Below are 16919 nucleotides of genomic sequence, written 5' to 3' on the forward strand. Positions count from 1 at the left end.
CACATTGGCGCACGCGCCTCAGAGTGGGGCGGTGGCGGCATCCAACCACAAACGCGCCTCGGGTTCCAGCCGCAGGCCGATGACCTGACGGCACGTTTCATGATAGCCGTCGATCCAGACACGCTCCTCGGCGCTCAGCATGTCAACGACAATCAGGCGCCGGTCGATTGGCGCATAGGTCAGGGTCCGAAAACACAGCATGTCACGGTGGTCATCCCCCCCCGGCAGCGCGGCGGCCTGTTCCACGACGATCAGGTTTTCAATACGGATGCCAAAGGCGCCATTGCGGTAGTAACCCGGCTCGTTTGACAGGATCATGCCCGGTTCCAGCGGCACGTCGCTGACCCGGCTCAGGCGCTGCGGCCCCTCGTGCACACAAAGATAGGCGCCAACCCCATGCCCCAGACCATGATCGAAATCCTGACCGGCCATCCACAGGGGCATACGGCCAATGGCTTCGATATGGCTCCCGGCCAGGCCCTTGGGCCAGCGCAGGCGTGACATGGCAATCAGTCCCTGCAGAACACGGGTAAAGGCGCGGCGCTCTTCTTCGCCTACCTCACCGACGGGCAGGGTGCGGGTGATGTCCGTGGTGCCGTCCCGGTACTGCCCGCCGCTGTCCAGAACAATAAGATCTCCGGGGGCCAGTTCACGGTTGCTTTCCTCCGTGACCCGGTAATGCATGATTGCACCATGCGGTCCGGTGCCGGCGATGGTGTCAAAGCTGATGTCGAGCAACGCATTGCTGGCGCGGCGACATTCCTCGAGCTTGGTCACAACGTCGATTTCGCTGATCCCGGTTTGCGCATGGCTGTCAAACCAGCACAGGAAAGACACCACCGCGGCGCCGTCGCGCAAATGCGCCTCGGCCATTCCGGCGATCTCGGCAGCATTCTTGCGCGCCTTGGGCAGGGCGCAAGGGTCCGGGCCAAAGACGATGTCGCATCCGGCGCTTTCCAGAACCTGTCGCACCGCCAACGGTGCGCTGCCCTTTTCGAGTCGCACGGGGCCTTGCGATGCTTTCAAAGCGGGTACAAAATTTTCAGGCGCATGCACCCGCACCTGCGCGCCGAGATGCTCGCGCACGGCGGTCAGCTTTTTGTCGGCCATGAACAGATCGACGCTGGCGTCATCATGCAGAATGGCAAATCCATGCGCCAGCGGATTGCGGGGAATGTCTGCCCCACGGATATTGAGCAGCCACGCGATGCTGTCCGGCAAAGTGATCACCGCGGCGCGATGCCCTGCCGAAGACAACTCACTTGCCAGCCGTGCGCGTTTTTCACCATGAGCCTCGCCGGCAAACTCAAGCGGCTGCTCCGCAACCGGCGCCATTGGCGGGCCGGGCTGGTCCTCCCAGATACGGTCAATCAGATTGTCGCCGGGCACAAGGGTGATCCCGCTACCCGCCAGAGCCTCTTCCAGTTCCGCGATCTGGCCGATCGTGTAGAGCCAGGGATCAAACCCGACGCGCCCGGTCCCAAGCGCCTGCAAAATCCACGGGCCCGGTTTCGTTTCGGGCCAGTCCACCGGGGTGAAACACCCGGCCACCTGTTCGCGCACCTGCACGCGATAGCGCCCATCAACAAAGACCCCGGCCTGATCCATCAGCACCACGCAAAATCCGGCTGACCCGGTGAATCCGGTCAGCCACGCAAGCCGGTCATCGCGCGGCGCGACATATTCCCCTTGATGTGCATCGGCGCGCGGCACGAGACAACCTTGCAAACCCTGCGCCTGCATCTCCTGCCGCAACCGATCCAACCGCGCCGGGCCCTGTTCGGGGCGCGCCAAAACACTGAAATCCTGAAACATCTCGTCCCTCTCGCTGACCCGCAGGCTATCAACGCGCTCCCCAAAGGCAAGCGCTTCTCGACTTCATTTTGCCAGAAATACTCCGGGGGAGTCGCCCAAAAGGGCGGCGGGGGCAGCGCCCCCTTACCCGGCCTTTCGCATGCCCATCACCCGCGCGCGCGCGCGTGGATCGCTGTCAAATAGGGCGGCCAGCTGCTCGGTCATGGCCCCGGCCAGCTGCTCGACGTCGGTGATCGTGACGGCGCGGTCATAATAGCGCGTCACGTCATGCCCGATCCCGATCGCCAGAAGTTCAACCTGCTTGCGCTTTTCCACCATGGCAATCACGTCGCGCAGGTGTTTTTCGAGATAGTTGGCCGGGTTCACCGACAAAGTGCTGTCATCCACCGGTGCCCCATCTGAGATCACCATCAGGATCTTGCGCGCCTCGCGGCGGGCCAGCATCCGGCGATGCGCCCATTCCAGCGCCTCGCCATCAATGTTTTCCTTCAGCAGCCCTTCTTTCATCATCAGGCCCAAGTTCTGACGCGAGCGGCGCATCGGGGCATCGGCCTTCTTGTAGATGATGTGGCGCAGATCGTTCAGGCGCCCCGGTTGCTGCGGGCGGCCGTCATTAAGCCATTTCTCACGACTCAAACCGCCTTTCCAGGCACGCGTGGTAAAGCCAAGAATCTCCACCTTGACGTTGCACCGCTCCAGCGTGCGGGCCAGAACGTCGGCACAGATCGCCGCAATCGAAATCGGTCGCCCGCGCATCGACCCGGAATTGTCGAGCAACAGAGTCACCACCGTGTCGCGGAATTCGGTATCCTTCTCGATCTTGAACGAAAGAGGCGTCGTCGGGTTGGCGACAACGCGCGCCAGTCGCCCGGCGTCAAGGATGCCTTCTTCCCGGTCAAATTCCCAACTGCGATTCTGTTGCGCCTGAAGGCGGCGCTGCAGCTTGTTGGCAAGACGGCTCACCGCGCCCTTCAGCGGTTCCAGCTGTTGGTCAAGATAGGCGCGCAAACGCTCCAGCTCGACCGGCTCGGCCAGCTCCTGAGCATCAATCTCTTCGTCATGGGTCGTATCATAGACCGTGTAATCAGGATCAGCCTCGGAGACAGGCGGCGGGGGCGGGGGCTCGAGAGGGGCCTCACCATCAGGCATCTCGGCCTCATCGCCCATTTCCTCTTCGGCCATGTCGTCCATCGAGACCTGCGCCTCGGACATGTCCTGCTGCTCTTCCTGCGCCTGTTCGGGATTGGCCTCGCTCTCGTCCTGGCTTTCATCCTGGCCGGTGCTGTCCGGATCGTCCTGTTCCTCGGCGTTTTCTTCGGAGTCGTCCTGATCCTCATCGCCGATCTCGTCCGGATCGTCCCCAAGCTGGTCGCCATAGCCGAGGTCTTCAATGATCTGGCGGGCAAACTTGGCAAAGCCCTGTTGATCGGACAGCATCTCCTGCAGGTCATCCAGATGCTCACCGGCGCTTTGCTCGATAAAGCCGCGCCAAAGCTCCATGACATTGGCCGCCGCCGGGGGAAGGTCGCGCCCGGTGGCAAGGTGGCGGATCAGATAGCCTGCGGCAACGGGCAGCGGGGCCTGCTCGGTCGAGGTGATCTCGCCATAGCCGCGCCCGGTCGCTTCATGCGCGATCTTGACGTCAATGTTGCTGGCCGTGCCCGGCATGTCGCGCGCGCCCATTGCCTCGCAGCGGGCGGTCTCCATGGCTTCGTACAGCTCACGGGCAATGCCCTGTTGGGGGGCATAACGGGCATGGGTGGCCCCGTCGTGGTACTTGCGGTGCAACGCCAGCGCGTCGGCGGTGCCGCGCGCCAGAAGAACCTCGTCCCGGCTCATGCGGCGGCTGATCTGGGGCAGGCGCATCGCATCGCCCGAAACCCCGGAAGGGTCGACCGTGTAGGTAACGCTCAGGTCGGGATCATCGGCCATCACCTTGGTGGCTTCGGCCAGCGCCTTCTTGAACGGATCAGCGGGATTGTCGGACTTGGTGCTCATGCCTGTTGTAAATCACGGGTGCTGGCCCAAGCGCAAGTCACGATCGACGTGACGCAGCGCGGATTTCAGGGGCGTCATCCCAACATCTGTGCGCGACAGGTTTCCAAGTTGCGCGCCGCCAGCAGGCGTGCGTGGTGCTGTTCCCGTGTGTCGCTGCCAAAGGTTGCCCGCGTCAAAAGGGCGGCCTGCGCCATTTTCGCCTCGACGCGCCAGTTGAGCACCGCACGCCCTCGTTCCGGCGGCATCATGGCGTCAAGAATGTCGAGAACGGCTGCGCGTTCCAGTTTAATGGCATCGGCGGCCGCGCCGTCGAACATCCATTGAAACTCCATTTCCGCTGATAGGCGCCCCGCACAGGCGGCGAAAAATTGCAACGGTGACTGGCCAGACAGGGATTGCGCCCGCGCCAGATTTGCAGGCGTGACCAAAAACGCGACCAGACCGACAGTCTTTGCCAAAGTTTTTAAACCGCTCATGAACTGATCTTCATGGCAAAAAAATTGCCAATCAAGCATGCAGTTTGAAAACTTTTTATAGTGTGATCCCGTTCACAACGCGCATACCCGCACGAAGGCACGAAAAAAGCCGGCTCCTTTCGGAACCGGCTTTCTCAAATCCCATGCTGTGGTGTTAGCCGAGGCTGACGCTTGCCGCGCTTTCGGGAAGTTCCTCGTCAAAGCAGCGTTGATAGAACTCGGCCACGGTCTGACGTTCCAACTCGTCACATTTGTTGAGGAACGACAGGCGGAAGGCATAGCCGACATTGCGGAAAATCTCGGCGTTGAGCGCCCAGTTGATCACGGTGCGCGGGCTCATCACGGTCGACAGGTCGCCGTTCATGAAGGCAGTGCGCGACAGGTCCGCAACCGTCACCATCTGGCTCACGATCTTGCGGCCCTTCTCCGTGTTGTAATGCGGTGCCTTGGACAGAACGATCGCGGTTTCCGCGTCGTGGCTGAGATAGTTCAGCGTTGCCACCAGCGACCAGCGGTCCATTTGCGCTTGGTTGATCTGTTGCGTGCCGTGGTAAAGGCCCGTCGTGTCGCCCAGACCCACGGTGTTGGCCGTGGCGAACAGGCGGAAATAGGGGTTCGGTGTGATCACTTCGTTCTGGTCAAGCAGGGTCAGCTTGCCGTCATGTTCCAAAACGCGCTGAATCACGAACATCACGTCGGCGCGGCCCGCATCGTATTCGTCGAATACGATTGCGGTCGGGTTACGCAGCGCCCAGGGAAGAATCCCCTCGTGGAATTCGGTCACCTGTTTGCCGTCGCGCAGCTTGATTGCGTCTTTGCCGATCAGGTCGATCCGGCTGATATGGCTGTCAAGGTTGACACGCACACAGGGCCAGTTCAGGCGGGCGGCCACCTGTTCGATATGGGTCGATTTACCTGTGCCGTGATAGCCCTGGATCATCACGCGGCGGTTATGGGCAAAGCCTGCAAGGATGGCCAGCGTGGTATCGGGGTCGAATTTGTAGGTCGGATCAATCTCGGGCACCCGGTCGGTGCGCTCTTCGAACCCGCGCACCTTCATGTCAGTGTCGATGCCAAACACATCCCGGACCAGAATATCTTCGGTGGGTTTCGCGTTGGTGTCAGTCATCGGTTATATCCCTTTCGCGCCGGAGATCACTTCGCAGGCTTTAAAATTCATTGCCCGGTTAACGAGGCTGTGGTGCACCATATTGCGCCGGACCACAAGGGCAAGTGGAATTGACGGGGCGTTGCAATCATTCTCACGCAGGCGTGCTCAGGGTTTAGTTGCCCCGGCGACCTGCTCCGCCCATGTTTTGCGGTAAAGGAGGATCACATGATGAACCGACGCTGTTTCCTTGCCAGCTCTGCCGTGGTGACGCTTTTCCCGCAATGGGCCGGTGCGGGCGGGTTCGAAGTGACCCGCACGGACACCGAATGGCGGGCCATGCTCACACCCCTGCAATACAAGGTCATGCGGCAGGAAGGAACCGAGCGCGCAGGCTCGTCGCCTCTCGACAAGCAATATGGCGAAGGTCGGTATCACTGCCGTGGGTGCGACCTGCCACTTTACTCCTCACGCCACAAGTATGACAGCGGCACGGGGTGGCCCAGTTTCTACAAATCCCTGCCGGGGGCCATCGGGACCAAGGAAGATCGCAAGCTGTGGAGGGTGCGCACCGAAGTGCATTGCCGCCGCTGCGGGTCTCATCTGGGGCACGTCTTTGATGATGGTCCCAAACCCACGGGCAAGCGGCATTGCCTCAACGGTGTCTCGCTGGTGTTCAAACCGGACTGACGGACGATCCGGACCGAGCGCCCGGATCCTGCCTCACTGCAGCGTATCTTCCGGTTTCATAACGAACCGATACCCCAACCCGTAAAGGGTTTCGATCGCGTCAAAATCGGGGTCGACCTTGCGCAGCTTGATCCGGATACGCTTGATCTGGCTGTCGATACTGCGATCAGTGACGTGGATGTCTTCGCCATAAGCGCTGTCAAGCACCCGTGCCCGGCTGAACACCACGTTCGGGCGCTGCGCGATGATCCACAGCACGTTGAACTCGGTTCCGGTCAGGTAGACAGGATGCCCGTTCCAGCTGACCTCGTGGCAATCGCGGTCCATGTGCAGCGCGCCGCGTGTCAGGGCTGCGCCTTCGCCAATTTGCGCGGCGACGGTCTCGGGTTTCCGGCGCAGACAGGCGCGCACCCGTTCCACCAGCACACGCGGCGAAAACGGCTTGTGCATGTAGTCATCCGCGCCAAGACGCAGCCCCATCGCTTCGTCCAGATCCGAGGTCTCGCCGCTTAGAAACATCACCGGCAGGTTCGAGCTTTCCCGGATGCGGCGCAGCATTTCGAACCCGTCGACCCTCGGCATCTGAACATCCACCACAGCCAAATCGGGTTTGGATCGCCCAATGGTGCGCAATGCCTGCTCGGGATCGGTGAACCCCTGAACCTTGTACCCCTCTTTTTCGAGAAGCTGAGAAACGGCGCTCAGCACCGTGCGATCGTCGTCGACCAGAACAAGATTTGCCATGTCTTCAGCCCTTTCTCAAAGGTCACGCGCCTTGCCCACATGGACAAGATAGGACAGGTCAGTGTGGTAAGTGTCGAGGCGCGCTTCGCGACGGCTCGGGATCGGATCGTCGGACCGGATCAGGCCGCGAAACAAACGGCGCATGAAAAACCCTTCGCCAAGATACTGGATGGCGGGCAAAAGAAAGCGATCAGTGTCGCGTGTGTAAGCCACAGATGTGGTCATGTGTCATTCCCCCAAGTTCATGCGGCAGAAAAGCCTGCCAGGTGCCGGGGAAAATGGGCATGTTGCTGCGCATCCGCCCCGGTTCATTCCGGATATGGGGCGGTTTTGGGCGCATTGATTTGGCGAAATTGACAGAAAATTGGGAAAACCTGCCAACATGGCGGAATTCGCGCAAATCAACCGGGCGATCTCCGTACCCAAAGCTGCGCAAAAACGAAACGGGGCGGCCAACGGGCCGCCCACAGGGTCACTTGAAGTTCCGGCTTTCCTTGATCTGGTCCCAGGCCCAGACCACTTCCTGCAACTGTTCTTCCTGGCTGCGGTCCCCGCCATTCATGTCGGGGTGCAGCACCTTGATCAACTTCTTGTACGCCTTGCGCACCTCGGCCTTGGTCCAGTGGTCCTGCGCTTCAAGAATCTCGATCGCGCGCCGTTCTGTCGGGGGCAAACGGCGCGAACCGCCGCCACCTTTTCCGGGGTTCTGCGTGGCATTTGCGCCCAGTACCTGGTGCGGGTCTTCAATGCCAAGCCGCGCCCAGGCGCGTGCCTCGGGATCGGTGAACTTCCTTGTTTCGCGCTCCCAGACCTTGTCCTTGGACATCTGCGCATTGATCTCGGCCTCGGTCGTGCCGTCAAAGAAGTTCCACTTGAGGTTATACTCGCGCACATGGTCCTTGCAGAACCATTTGTACTCGTCCAGCACGTCGGGCGCACGGGGTGCGCGATACTTGCCGGGTTCTTCGCAACCGTCGTGTTCGCACACACGCGTTGACGTTTCCTGTGCGCCGGACATGCCACGTCGGCCACGGGGGTTGTTCTTCTTGGCCGATTTCACGGACATATCAAAACCGAAGGGGTCTGGTTTGGTCATGAACTCACCTTTTCGACTCGGAGCAGGGAGTTTACCCTAACGGGGAAAAGATTGAAGAGGCTGGAGGCAAAAAACATGTCTGTGACACAGGAAATTCATGACCGTTTGAACGCCGCTTTTGAACCGCGCGAACTCGACGTCGTGGATGATAGCGAACGCCACCGGGGCCATGCTGGCTACCAGGAGGGCGGAGAAAGCCATTTCAACGTATATATTCGGGCCGGGGCCTTTGAAGGTCAAAGCCGCGTGGCCCGGCACCGCGCTGTTCACAAGGCGCTTGGCGCCGACCTAGTAGCACGCATTCACGCGCTGGCGCTGGATATCGGTGTCTGAGCCTAAGTCTCGGGCGGCTTTTCTGCACGCGCTTTGAGCGCAACCGAGATGTCGCTGACATTGTCCGCTTCATCCGGGTCGCTCACCGCGCTTGCACCGGTTGCATCTTCCTTGCTCAGAACCAGGGGCTGCGGTCCGGTTTCCTCCGCCGCAGTTGTCTCATTCTGATCCTTCGCAGCTGGCGCATCGCATTCCGTGTCCGGAGGTGGTAGCTCTGAAGGTGCCGGGTGGTCGAGCAAGCGCGGCTCGAATGCGTCTACCGTGTCGGTGCGGGCGCGGCGAAAGACCAGAACGCTGCGATAGATTGTCGTGCTCGCGGTTAGTCCGCTGCGTTCCTCGCTGGGGAGGGTTTCGGCCCGCAGAAATTCCCATCCTTCGGCGGCCATTTCATTCATCAGCATTTCCAGCGCGTTGGCGAAACGACCTTCGGGGCCTTTGACACCACGGGCCTTGCGGCCTTTGGCAGGGGCGGGGACAACTTTGTATTCGAATTGGGTCATGTCAGTCTGAAATCAGTTTTGTTAACGGCGCATGTTCTTGGGAAGAAGGGTCAGGCTGTCGGGATAGTCGGGTACGGCTGCGGATTCCTTGAACACCGCCCAAGAGTGGAATTTGTCTTGCGGGTCGCGAGGTTTGGAAAGGGCCGTCCGCATCACGGGCTGATCCACCAACAAGGCAAACGTGTTGACGGAATACTGCACCAAAGGCCATTTCGGATCATAGTCATGCCCGGCGATCATACCGCCGACCTTGACCTTGGGATACCAGTCGAAAATAGTCTTGCCCCGGTTTTCCCCGGTATGGGCATAGCCGTCGATATAGACAAAATCGAAAAACGTGTCGGGAAAGGCATCCAGCGCGTCATCGAAGGTCATGCGCAAAAGCCAGTAGGGTTTGCCCATGCCGACATTCTTGAGAGCTGCGATGTATTCGGCCGTATCGTGCCGGTCGCCATAGATATCGACGCCGTAAAACTGAGAAAACAGCCCGGTTTCCATCATGCGTTTGGAGTACCAGCCGCCGGCAACCCCCAATTCAATGCCGATCAACCCGTCGCGCTCAAGAAAATGCGGCAGGTCTTTGCGTTCCTGAACAATGTCGACGATGTCAGCCTTGGGTGGTTCCATTCGCGCAGCCTGTCATGGATCGGGGCGTGCGGTCCAGTGGGTTCTGGAACCGGAGGCCTATTTGTGCCGAATCCCCATCTGGCGCCCAACCCGATCCGGGCGAGGCAGGGTCGTATGGGCTGCCCGAAGGGCCTTTACGTTGGTCAGGATCGGTTCGGGCATGGCCGCCACCCGAGGTCCACTCTGGTCGATATGCAATCCAAGCCCTTCACCCGTGGCCGAAATCCAACCGTCTTCGTGGATCAGTTCCTGATAGAAGTGAAAGGACTTGTCGTCGTGGTCCAGCAGTTGGAAGCTAGCGCGCAGCCTGTCGCCAAGATGCACTTCCCTCAGGTAGCAGATGTGAAACTCTGCCGAGAATGTCGTGCACCCTGTGCGTTCGAGATAATCCGGGCCAAACCCCAGCTGATCCCAGATCTGGTCGACGCCCCGGTCAAACAGGACGTTGTAATAGGCCATGTTGAGATGGCCGTTATAGTCGATCCAGTCTTTCTCGACTTCCATGAAGCCGGACATGAAGGGGGCGTCGAACATTTCAATCTCCCGTGGCCGTCAATGCCGCGCCATTTACCGACGCGATACCGACGTAATACCGACGTGTTGCCGATGTCGGTTTCAGCCGCCGAGCTTCTGTTGCACGAGCTCGTTCACAGCCTTCGGATTGGCCTTGCCACCGGTCGCTTTCATCACCTGTCCAACGAACCAACCGGCCAGTTTCGGATTGACCTTGGCCTTTTCCACCTGGGCTGGATTGTCGGCAATGATCTGGTCCAGAGCGGCCTCGATGGCGCCTGTGTCCGTGACCTGTTTCATGCCGCGTTCTTCAACGATTACAGAGGGATCGCCGCCTTCGGTATAGACGATCTCGAACAGGTCCTTGGCGATTTTTCCGGAGATGGTTTCAGCCGAAATCAGTTCGATGATGCCGCCAAGTTGCGCCGGGCTGACCGGGCTTTCCGAGATATCGTGGTCTTCCTTCTTGAGACGCCCGAACAGCTCGTTGATGACCCAGTTCGCCGCCAGCTTGCCATCGCGTCCTTCCGCGACTGCCTCGAAATAGGCCGCCGATTCCGCGTCGGCCGTCAACACGCTGGCATCATATTCGCTAAGGTTGAAGTCATTGACAAAGCGCGCTTTTTTCTCGTCCGGAAGTTCTGGAAGAGAGGCCGCGATATCGTCAACCCAAGCCTGTTCGATCTCAAGTGGCAGCAGATCGGGGCAGGGGAAGTAGCGATAATCATGCGCTTCTTCCTTGGACCGCATCGACCGGGTTTCGTTCTTGTCCGGATCGTAAAGGCGGGTTTCCTGATCAACCTTTCCACCGGCTTCGACAATGGCGATCTGGCGGCGTGCCTCGTATTCGATGGCGGCTTGAATAAAGCGCATCGAGTTCATGTTCTTGATTTCACAACGCGTGCCAAGATGCGAGAAGTCCTGTGTTTCCATATACTTCTCATAGGCGCCAGGACGGCAGACAGACACGTTCACGTCGGCACGCAGGTTGCCGTTCTGCATGTTGCCGTCGCAAGTGCCGAGGTAACGCAGGATCTGGCGCAGCTTAGTGACATAAGCGGCGGCTTCTTCGGGGCCGCGAATGTCGGGCCGGCTCACGATTTCCATCAAAGCCACACCGGTACGGTTGAGGTCGACGAAGGACATGTTCGGGTCCATGTCATGCACCGACTTGCCCGCATCCTGTTCAAGGTGGATACGCTCGATCCGTACCTTGCGCGCGACGCCCGGCCCCATGTCGACGATGATTTCGCCTTCGCCCACGATCGGGTGATAAAGCTGCGAGATCTGGTAGCCCTGCGGCAGGTCAGGGTAGAAGTAGTTCTTGCGGTCAAAGGCCGATTTGAGGTGAATTTCCGCCTTGAGGCCAAGCCCGGTCCGCACGGCCTGTTCAACGCAGTACTCGTTGATCACCGGCAGCATGCCCGGCATCGCCGCATCAACGAAGGCCACGTTTGCGTTCGGCTCGGCGCCGAAGGCGGTCGAGGCTCCGGAGAAAAGTTTGGCGTTCGAGGAAACCTGCGCGTGCACCTCCATTCCAATGACCAGTTCCCAGTCATGTTTGGCGCCCGCGATAACCTTGGGCTTGGGGGTCTCATAGGTGAGGTCGAGCATCGCTCCGGCTCCTTGAATCTCTGGCTGGCCTGCGTTCTAGGCCAGCCGCGATGCAGGAGCAAGGGGGGAGCGGGTCAGGGGTTGATCTGGGTGATGCCTTCGGGCGTGAAATAGACGGTTTGCCCGGCCTGCAGGCCCGAAAGGAAAGGCATCGCGACCGCATGGAGCGCGATTTCCTTGCCTTTGAGGGCGAGACGCTCTTTCGAGATGATCCGCGACGTGTTTTCGAACCCGATTTCGGCATGTCCCCAAATCAGCGGGTGAATCTCACGAAGATGTTCACGGACGACCATGTCGAACCCCTGCCGCAGCGCCGGGGGAAGATCCTGACGCAACCCGTCTTCGTAATATTGTTGGCGCGCGGTCTGCCAGCTTCGGAAAAGGTGGGCCGCCATCAGATTGGCAACGTGTTGTTCCTTTACTCGGCTAAGAATGTCATGGACCCCATCAAGGAAATACTCGATTTCCAGCATCTCCAACCCGGTTGGATCCACGAGCAGCGCATCAAACCAGACCCAAGTGTAACCGCCTGCCCCCCAAAGGTCATAAGTCTGGGCTGCCACGCGGCGAGCTTGAAGGTCTAGCTGCTCGAAATCGCCGTACCAGCGCGGCAGAAGGTAGTTGCCAAGAGCACGCATGTGACGAGGGTTCTGTGGATCAAGCGCAATAAGGTTTTCGAATTCGTGGCTCAGGCGCGTGGCAGGGTGCGGGTTGCCCGGCAGCAGCGCACATCTCGCAGCCGATAGCGCCGGGGAATGGTGCGCTTTCGGGCAGAAACGCTCAAGAATATCGCCTGCGCGATCGAAATGCGCCTGAAATGCCTCGCGGTTGATTTCGCGCAGATCTTCCTTGGCTGAGGCGCCACGCCAGGCCCAGCCGATATCGATATGCATATGCGCCACGATCAGCGCAAGCGCATAGCTATCGGGGTAGTCCTCCAGCATGTACTCCAATGCTTCGATGCCCGAGAAAAAATCACTGTCCTTGGCGGGACGTCCATGCAGCAACGCGTGTTCGGCTGCGCGCACCACGTCGGAACGGGCACCAAAAATCATTAGGTCCGCCAGCGGTGTCCCAGCAGTGGTGCAAGCGCGGTTTTGGTCATGCGTGCGGATCAAGTCTTCAAGCTCTTCCCACATTTCCTGACGCGCCAGGAAAAGACCGCGTTCACGCGCGGCGTCACTTTCGACCTGATCGGGGGTCGCCGTGTTGATCGGTATTTGCAACCGATCCTGCAGATCGCGATAGGTCGGGTTGCCGTCAAGCGGCATTTCCTCGGCCGTGTCGCGACGCGACAGAGGCAATTTCCGCGTCAGCTTTTGCAGCGCCGGGGCAGCGACGGACGTCGTGCCTGCCTTTTCTGATGAAAAGAGTTTCATTGCGTGAATCTGCTCCTGTTATTGCCATCAGTGTGCAGGTCATTTCAGGCAAAAAAGGGGCACCTTGTTGAAATCATCCGGTCAGCGTGCCCTCGAATGAGGCAGAATTTCAGATCACGCGAAAATGGTGGCGTTCGACCTTGATGCCGCGCGCTTTGAATGCTGCCTCCAGACGGTTGTGAGGGGGCAAGACGTCCTGTGGAATCCGCAGCTTGCTGCCGTCAACAAGAGTGAGCGATACCCGGACAGAAACATCGAGCCGCGTATCAAAACGGGCCTCGCGTATCTTGTCGATACCCAGTTCGGCCGTTTGGGTGGGGCTTTTCCAACGCAGGATGTTGTCGGTCATCTCGAACGTGGAAACAGGATTGAGCAACACGTCGAACAGGGCCGGAACGGCAAAGACGAACAATAGGACAAGTATCCAAGTCATTGTTCCAATTGCGTAAAGGCCGCCCAGCAACAACAGCGCGACGGCCAGCGCACCGAATGTGCGCGGGTTGCGCCCGTGGTTGGCATAGATCAGCGTCTCTGCCATTATCGCCCCCCGGTCACGTCAAGCGTGGTTCCCGTTACGTATGAGGCGTCCTCTGAAAGCAAGAACAAGATGCCGCGCGCGACCTCTTCGGCTGATCCGGTGCGTGGCATGGGAACCGAACCGGAAAGGCGTTGGGCGCGGTCAGGCTGTCCGCCCTTGGCGTGGATATCGGTTTCGATCAGGCCGGGGCGTAGCGCGGTGACGCGGATATTGTCGGCGGCCACCTCTTCGGCAAGCCCCCTGGTGAAGGTGTCGATGGCGGCCTTGGAGGCGGCATAATCGACATATTGGTTAGCTGATCCAAGCCGCGCGGCTGCCGAGGACAGGTTCACGATGGCGCCGCCTGTTCCTTGGGCCTGCATTCGAAGCACGGCCTCCTTGGCGACCAAGATCGCCCCGATGACATTGACGTCGAACATGCGGCGAAGGCGGTCGTGGTCAAGCTCGGTCACACGCGCGGCCTGATCCACGATTCCGGCGTTGTTGACCAGCGCATCCAGCCGTCCAAAGCTTTCGTCGACTTGTCGGTATATTGCTGCGATGTCTTCGGGGTTGGCCACGTCGCCCGGACAAAGCACTACGCTTGCGCCAAGCTCTCGGCAAGCGGCGGCAACCCGCGCCGCGCTTTCCCGGTCGCTCCGATAGTTCAGCGCCAGATCGTATCCTCGCTCTGCGGCAAGACGGGCTGTGGCGGCGCCGATTCCGGCGCTGGCCCCCGTAATTAGGCAGACTTTGCGCATGCTTTCACCCCTCTGATCCGTGTGATCATTTCGGTCGTGTCCCGGCTCAGCTCCGGTTGCTTTGAAATCCGGTCAAGCTGTGCGCCGATCAGGGCCTGACGCTTCGTATCGTACCGCTTCCAGGTCTGGAACGCCGTGCTCATCCGCGCGGTGGTCTGCGGGTTCACCGGATCAAGCCGTATCAACCAATCTGCGAGCAGCTCATAAGCTGCGCCACTTTCGTGGTGGAAACCGGCATGGTGCATCTGCAAGGCGCCCAGCAATGCGCGGAATCGGTTGGGGTTCTTCCAGTCGAAATCCATATGGTTGGTCAGGCGGCGCGCAACATCGGCGGCGTCCCCGGGTTTGGCATGCAAGACTTGCAGGCTGAACCACTTGTCGATGACAAGACGGTCGTCCCGCCATTGATCGTAGAATGCGGTCAGCGCCTCCTGTCCTTGATCGGCATCGAGTAACGCGCCCAACGCGGCGAGCTGCTGGGTCATGTTGTCCGCGCGGGTGTATTGCATGGCCGCCGTGGCGCCGCCATCCAGACGGGTCAGGAGGTCAAGAGCTGCGTTGGCAAGGGCGCGTTGCCCCGCCGGACCGGCTTCTGCGGAAAACGGTTCCTCTACCTGATGATCCGCGTAGAGCCCAGGCAGGATATCTGAGAGGTGATCGGCCTTGGCCTGCCGCAGGGCCTCGGAAGCTGCATGAATGGCCTCGGGGGCAGGGACATGCCCGGCATCATGCAGCAATCCGGCAAGCTCAGACTGCGAGGGCTGGCCCAGCATCAATGCGCGATAGGCCGGGTCAAGCGTGTCATCGCGCAGCACCAGTTTCAGGCCGTCAAGGTAAGCGGCGTTCGGCGCGCTGCCATCTTTCACGCTAGACAAGAGCGACTCCTTTGCCAGCATCCTACCGGATTCCCAGCGATTGAAGGGATCGGTGTCATGCGCCAGAAGAAACGCGCGCCGATCCGCGTCAATCTCCTGGTCCAGCAGGACCGGCGCCGAGAAACCGCGCAGAATGGAGGGCACAGGTCGGCTTGCGTGACCGGGGAAGGAAAAACTCTGCTCAGAGTCTCGGAGTTCCAAAACGGTGGTCTCCTGTACTTCGTCACCATTCGGGTTCAGCAGTCCGACCGCGATGGGGATAACCTGTGGTTCCTTGGTCTCTTGTCCCGGTGTGGGTGCGGTTCTCTGCGAGATGTGCAGGGTCAGCGTGTCTTGTGCATACTCCTCGCGCACTGTGACACGCGGGGTGCCGGACTGGGAGTACCAGCGTTTGAACTGTGAGAGATCGCGACCGGTGGCGTCCTCGAAAACCTTGAGCCAGTCTTCGATCGTGGCCGCGTCCCCGTCATGCCGATCGAAATAGAGGTTCAACGCCTTTGCATAAGCTTCATCTCCGACAAGTGTCTTCAACATCCCGATCACTTCGGAACCCTTTTCGTACACTGTGGCTGTGTAGAAGTTGTTGATTTCCTGAAAGCTTTCCGGACGTACCGGATGCGAAAGCGGCCCCTGATCCTCGGGAAACTGGCGGGCGCGCAGCGCCAGGACATTTGAGATGCGCGCTACGGGGGCCGAGCGCATGTCGGAGGTGAATTGTTGATCGCGGAAAACCGTCAGCCCTTCCTTGAGGCACAATTGAAACCAGTCCCGGCAGGTGATGCGGTTGCCGGTCCAGTTGTGAAAATACTCATGTGCGATAATGGCTTCGATGCGCTCGAAATTGGCATCCGTGCTGGTTTCGGGGCTGGCCAGAACGCAGGAAGAATTGAAGATGTTCAATCCCTTGTTTTCCATCGCGCCCATGTTGAAGTCATCGACGGCGACGATATTGAACTCGTCGAGGTCGTATTCACGACCGTAAACGTCTTCGTCCCACTTCATCGACTTCTTGAGCGCCTCCATTCCGAAGGCACATTTGTGTTCGTCACCGGGGCGCACCCATATGGCGAGATGCACCTCCTTGCCTGACACGGTGGTGAAGCTGTCCTCATGCGCGACCAGATCACCCGCAACCAGTGCAAAAAGGTAGGCTGGCTTGGGCCAGGGATCCTGATAGATCGTGACGTTCGGCGCGGGCGTCTTCGTGCTGTCCTGTTCATAATATAGCCCGTTTCCGTTGGAGAGCATGACCGGCGTATGTTCGGCATCGCTTTCGATGCGTACGGTGAATTTCGCCATCACGTCGGGGCGATCAGGATACCACGTTATCTTGCGAAACCCCTCGGCTTCGCATTGCGTGCAATACATGCCGTTCGACATGTAGAGCCCTTCCAGTGCGGTATTCGCGGACGGGTTGATTTCAACCTCCGCTTCCCAGTTGAACGGTGCATCGGGCACGTCAACGGTGATCCCGCCGCTTTGTTCATAGATCGTGGGTTCATGCCCATCGACCCTGATCGAGATGGTCTTCAGATCTTCGCCGTGCAGAAAGAAGGGCCGGTCATGCACCTCATGGTCCGGGCGGAAGCGGATGCGCGAAATCACGCGGGTCGCTGTCGGATGCAGGCGGAAGGTAAGGTGCACATCGTCGATGATCCAGCCAAACGGTTTGTAGTCCTTGAGGTAGATCGTCTGCGGGCTTGCGTCGGGCATCGGGCGTATCCTGTGATTTCCTGTTGCCCAAGGTGTAGCGCATCACCACCAACCCGCAAGGGGTGCGGGCTCAAGTCGGAAAATCCTGAAACTGAATCCGCAGTTTCTTGAAAAACAAGAAGATGTATTTGGTCAAGAAAGCGAACCAGTTTTGTTGCCT

Annotated in this window: 17 protein-coding genes; 2 read left to right on the forward strand and 15 right to left on the reverse strand. The window is 59.6% G+C overall.

Going from position 1 to position 16919, the window contains the following annotated elements; all coding sequences use genetic code 11:
* Positions 1-18 precede the first annotated feature (18 nt).
* The 4 genes from ACS3QZ_RS01565 to cobS form a co-directional block, all read right to left on the reverse strand.
* The gene (locus tag ACS3QZ_RS01565; RefSeq protein ID WP_456036258.1) at positions 19-1815 is read right to left on the reverse strand and encodes an aminopeptidase P family protein; all 1797 of its coding nucleotides are present in this window, start codon (positions 1813-1815) and stop codon (positions 19-21) included.
* A gap of 123 nt (positions 1816-1938) precedes the next feature.
* Complete coding sequence (gene cobT, locus ACS3QZ_RS01570) at positions 1939-3813, reverse strand: cobaltochelatase subunit CobT (RefSeq protein WP_456036259.1); 1875 nt, start codon at positions 3811-3813, stop codon at positions 1939-1941.
* 74 nt (positions 3814-3887) lie between these two features.
* A complete protein-coding gene (locus tag ACS3QZ_RS01575) occupies positions 3888-4289 on the reverse strand; it encodes a hypothetical protein (protein WP_456036260.1) in 402 nt (133 codons plus the stop codon).
* Between the two features lie 154 nt (positions 4290-4443).
* Entirely contained in the window at positions 4444-5418 is a 975-nt protein-coding gene (cobS, locus tag ACS3QZ_RS01580) for a cobaltochelatase subunit CobS (protein ID WP_093093070.1), read from the reverse strand.
* A gap of 210 nt (positions 5419-5628) precedes the next feature.
* Here cobS and msrB point away from each other — a divergent pair, with 210 nt between their 5' ends.
* Positions 5629-6087 (forward strand): peptide-methionine (R)-S-oxide reductase MsrB, encoded by a 459-nt coding sequence (gene msrB / locus ACS3QZ_RS01585; RefSeq protein WP_456039294.1) that lies wholly within the window; start codon positions 5629-5631, stop codon positions 6085-6087.
* A gap of 33 nt (positions 6088-6120) precedes the next feature.
* Here msrB and ACS3QZ_RS01590 read toward each other — a convergent pair whose 3' ends face one another.
* The 3 genes from ACS3QZ_RS01590 to ACS3QZ_RS01600 all read right to left on the reverse strand — a co-directional run bounded on the left by ACS3QZ_RS01590 (position 6121) and on the right by ACS3QZ_RS01600 (position 7927).
* A complete protein-coding gene (locus tag ACS3QZ_RS01590; RefSeq protein WP_456036261.1) occupies positions 6121-6831 on the reverse strand; it encodes a response regulator transcription factor in 711 nt (236 codons plus the stop codon).
* A 15-nt stretch (positions 6832-6846) separates the two neighbouring features.
* Positions 6847-7056 carry a hypothetical protein gene (locus ACS3QZ_RS01595; RefSeq protein ID WP_456036262.1) on the reverse strand — a complete coding sequence of 70 codons (210 nt, stop codon included), beginning with the start codon at positions 7054-7056 and terminating at the stop codon, positions 6847-6849.
* Positions 7057-7303: 247 nt separating this feature from the next.
* Positions 7304-7927, reverse strand: a complete 624-nt coding sequence (locus tag ACS3QZ_RS01600; RefSeq protein WP_456036263.1) for a DnaJ domain-containing protein — start codon at positions 7925-7927, stop codon at positions 7304-7306.
* A 75-nt stretch (positions 7928-8002) separates the two neighbouring features.
* Between ACS3QZ_RS01600 and ACS3QZ_RS01605 the strand changes: the two genes are divergently transcribed.
* The gene (locus ACS3QZ_RS01605) at positions 8003-8260 is read left to right on the forward strand and encodes a BolA family protein (protein WP_456036264.1); all 258 of its coding nucleotides are present in this window, start codon (positions 8003-8005) and stop codon (positions 8258-8260) included.
* 2 nt (positions 8261-8262) lie between these two features.
* Here the strand turns inward: ACS3QZ_RS01605 and ACS3QZ_RS01610 are convergent, their stop codons facing one another.
* The 8 genes from ACS3QZ_RS01610 to pepN form a co-directional block, all read right to left on the reverse strand.
* The gene (locus tag ACS3QZ_RS01610) at positions 8263-8760 is read right to left on the reverse strand and encodes a DUF4177 domain-containing protein (protein ID WP_456036265.1); all 498 of its coding nucleotides are present in this window, start codon (positions 8758-8760) and stop codon (positions 8263-8265) included.
* Between the two features lie 21 nt (positions 8761-8781).
* Positions 8782-9387, reverse strand: coding sequence for a class I SAM-dependent methyltransferase (locus ACS3QZ_RS01615; protein ID WP_456036266.1), 606 nt, complete (start codon positions 9385-9387; stop codon positions 8782-8784).
* A gap of 57 nt (positions 9388-9444) precedes the next feature.
* Complete coding sequence (locus ACS3QZ_RS01620; RefSeq protein WP_456036267.1) at positions 9445-9921, reverse strand: thioesterase family protein; 477 nt, start codon at positions 9919-9921, stop codon at positions 9445-9447.
* A gap of 81 nt (positions 9922-10002) precedes the next feature.
* A complete protein-coding gene (gene gatB, locus ACS3QZ_RS01625) occupies positions 10003-11514 on the reverse strand; it encodes an Asp-tRNA(Asn)/Glu-tRNA(Gln) amidotransferase subunit GatB (RefSeq protein WP_456036268.1) in 1512 nt (503 codons plus the stop codon).
* 74 nt (positions 11515-11588) lie between these two features.
* Positions 11589-12893 carry a hypothetical protein gene (locus ACS3QZ_RS01630; RefSeq protein WP_456036269.1) on the reverse strand — a complete coding sequence of 435 codons (1305 nt, stop codon included), beginning with the start codon at positions 12891-12893 and terminating at the stop codon, positions 11589-11591.
* A gap of 109 nt (positions 12894-13002) precedes the next feature.
* A complete protein-coding gene (locus tag ACS3QZ_RS01635; protein WP_456036270.1) occupies positions 13003-13431 on the reverse strand; it encodes a hypothetical protein in 429 nt (142 codons plus the stop codon).
* Positions 13431-14171, reverse strand: a complete 741-nt coding sequence (locus ACS3QZ_RS01640; protein ID WP_456036271.1) for an SDR family oxidoreductase — start codon at positions 14169-14171, stop codon at positions 13431-13433. Before ACS3QZ_RS01640 ends, ACS3QZ_RS01635 begins: the two co-directional genes overlap by 1 nt.
* Positions 14153-16759 carry an aminopeptidase N gene (gene pepN / locus ACS3QZ_RS01645; protein WP_456036272.1) on the reverse strand — a complete coding sequence of 869 codons (2607 nt, stop codon included), beginning with the start codon at positions 16757-16759 and terminating at the stop codon, positions 14153-14155. The genes ACS3QZ_RS01640 and pepN overlap by 19 nt, the downstream gene beginning before the upstream one ends.
* Between the last annotated feature and the right edge of the window lie 160 nt (positions 16760-16919).

The organism is Shimia sp. W99 (assembly GCF_053851455.3).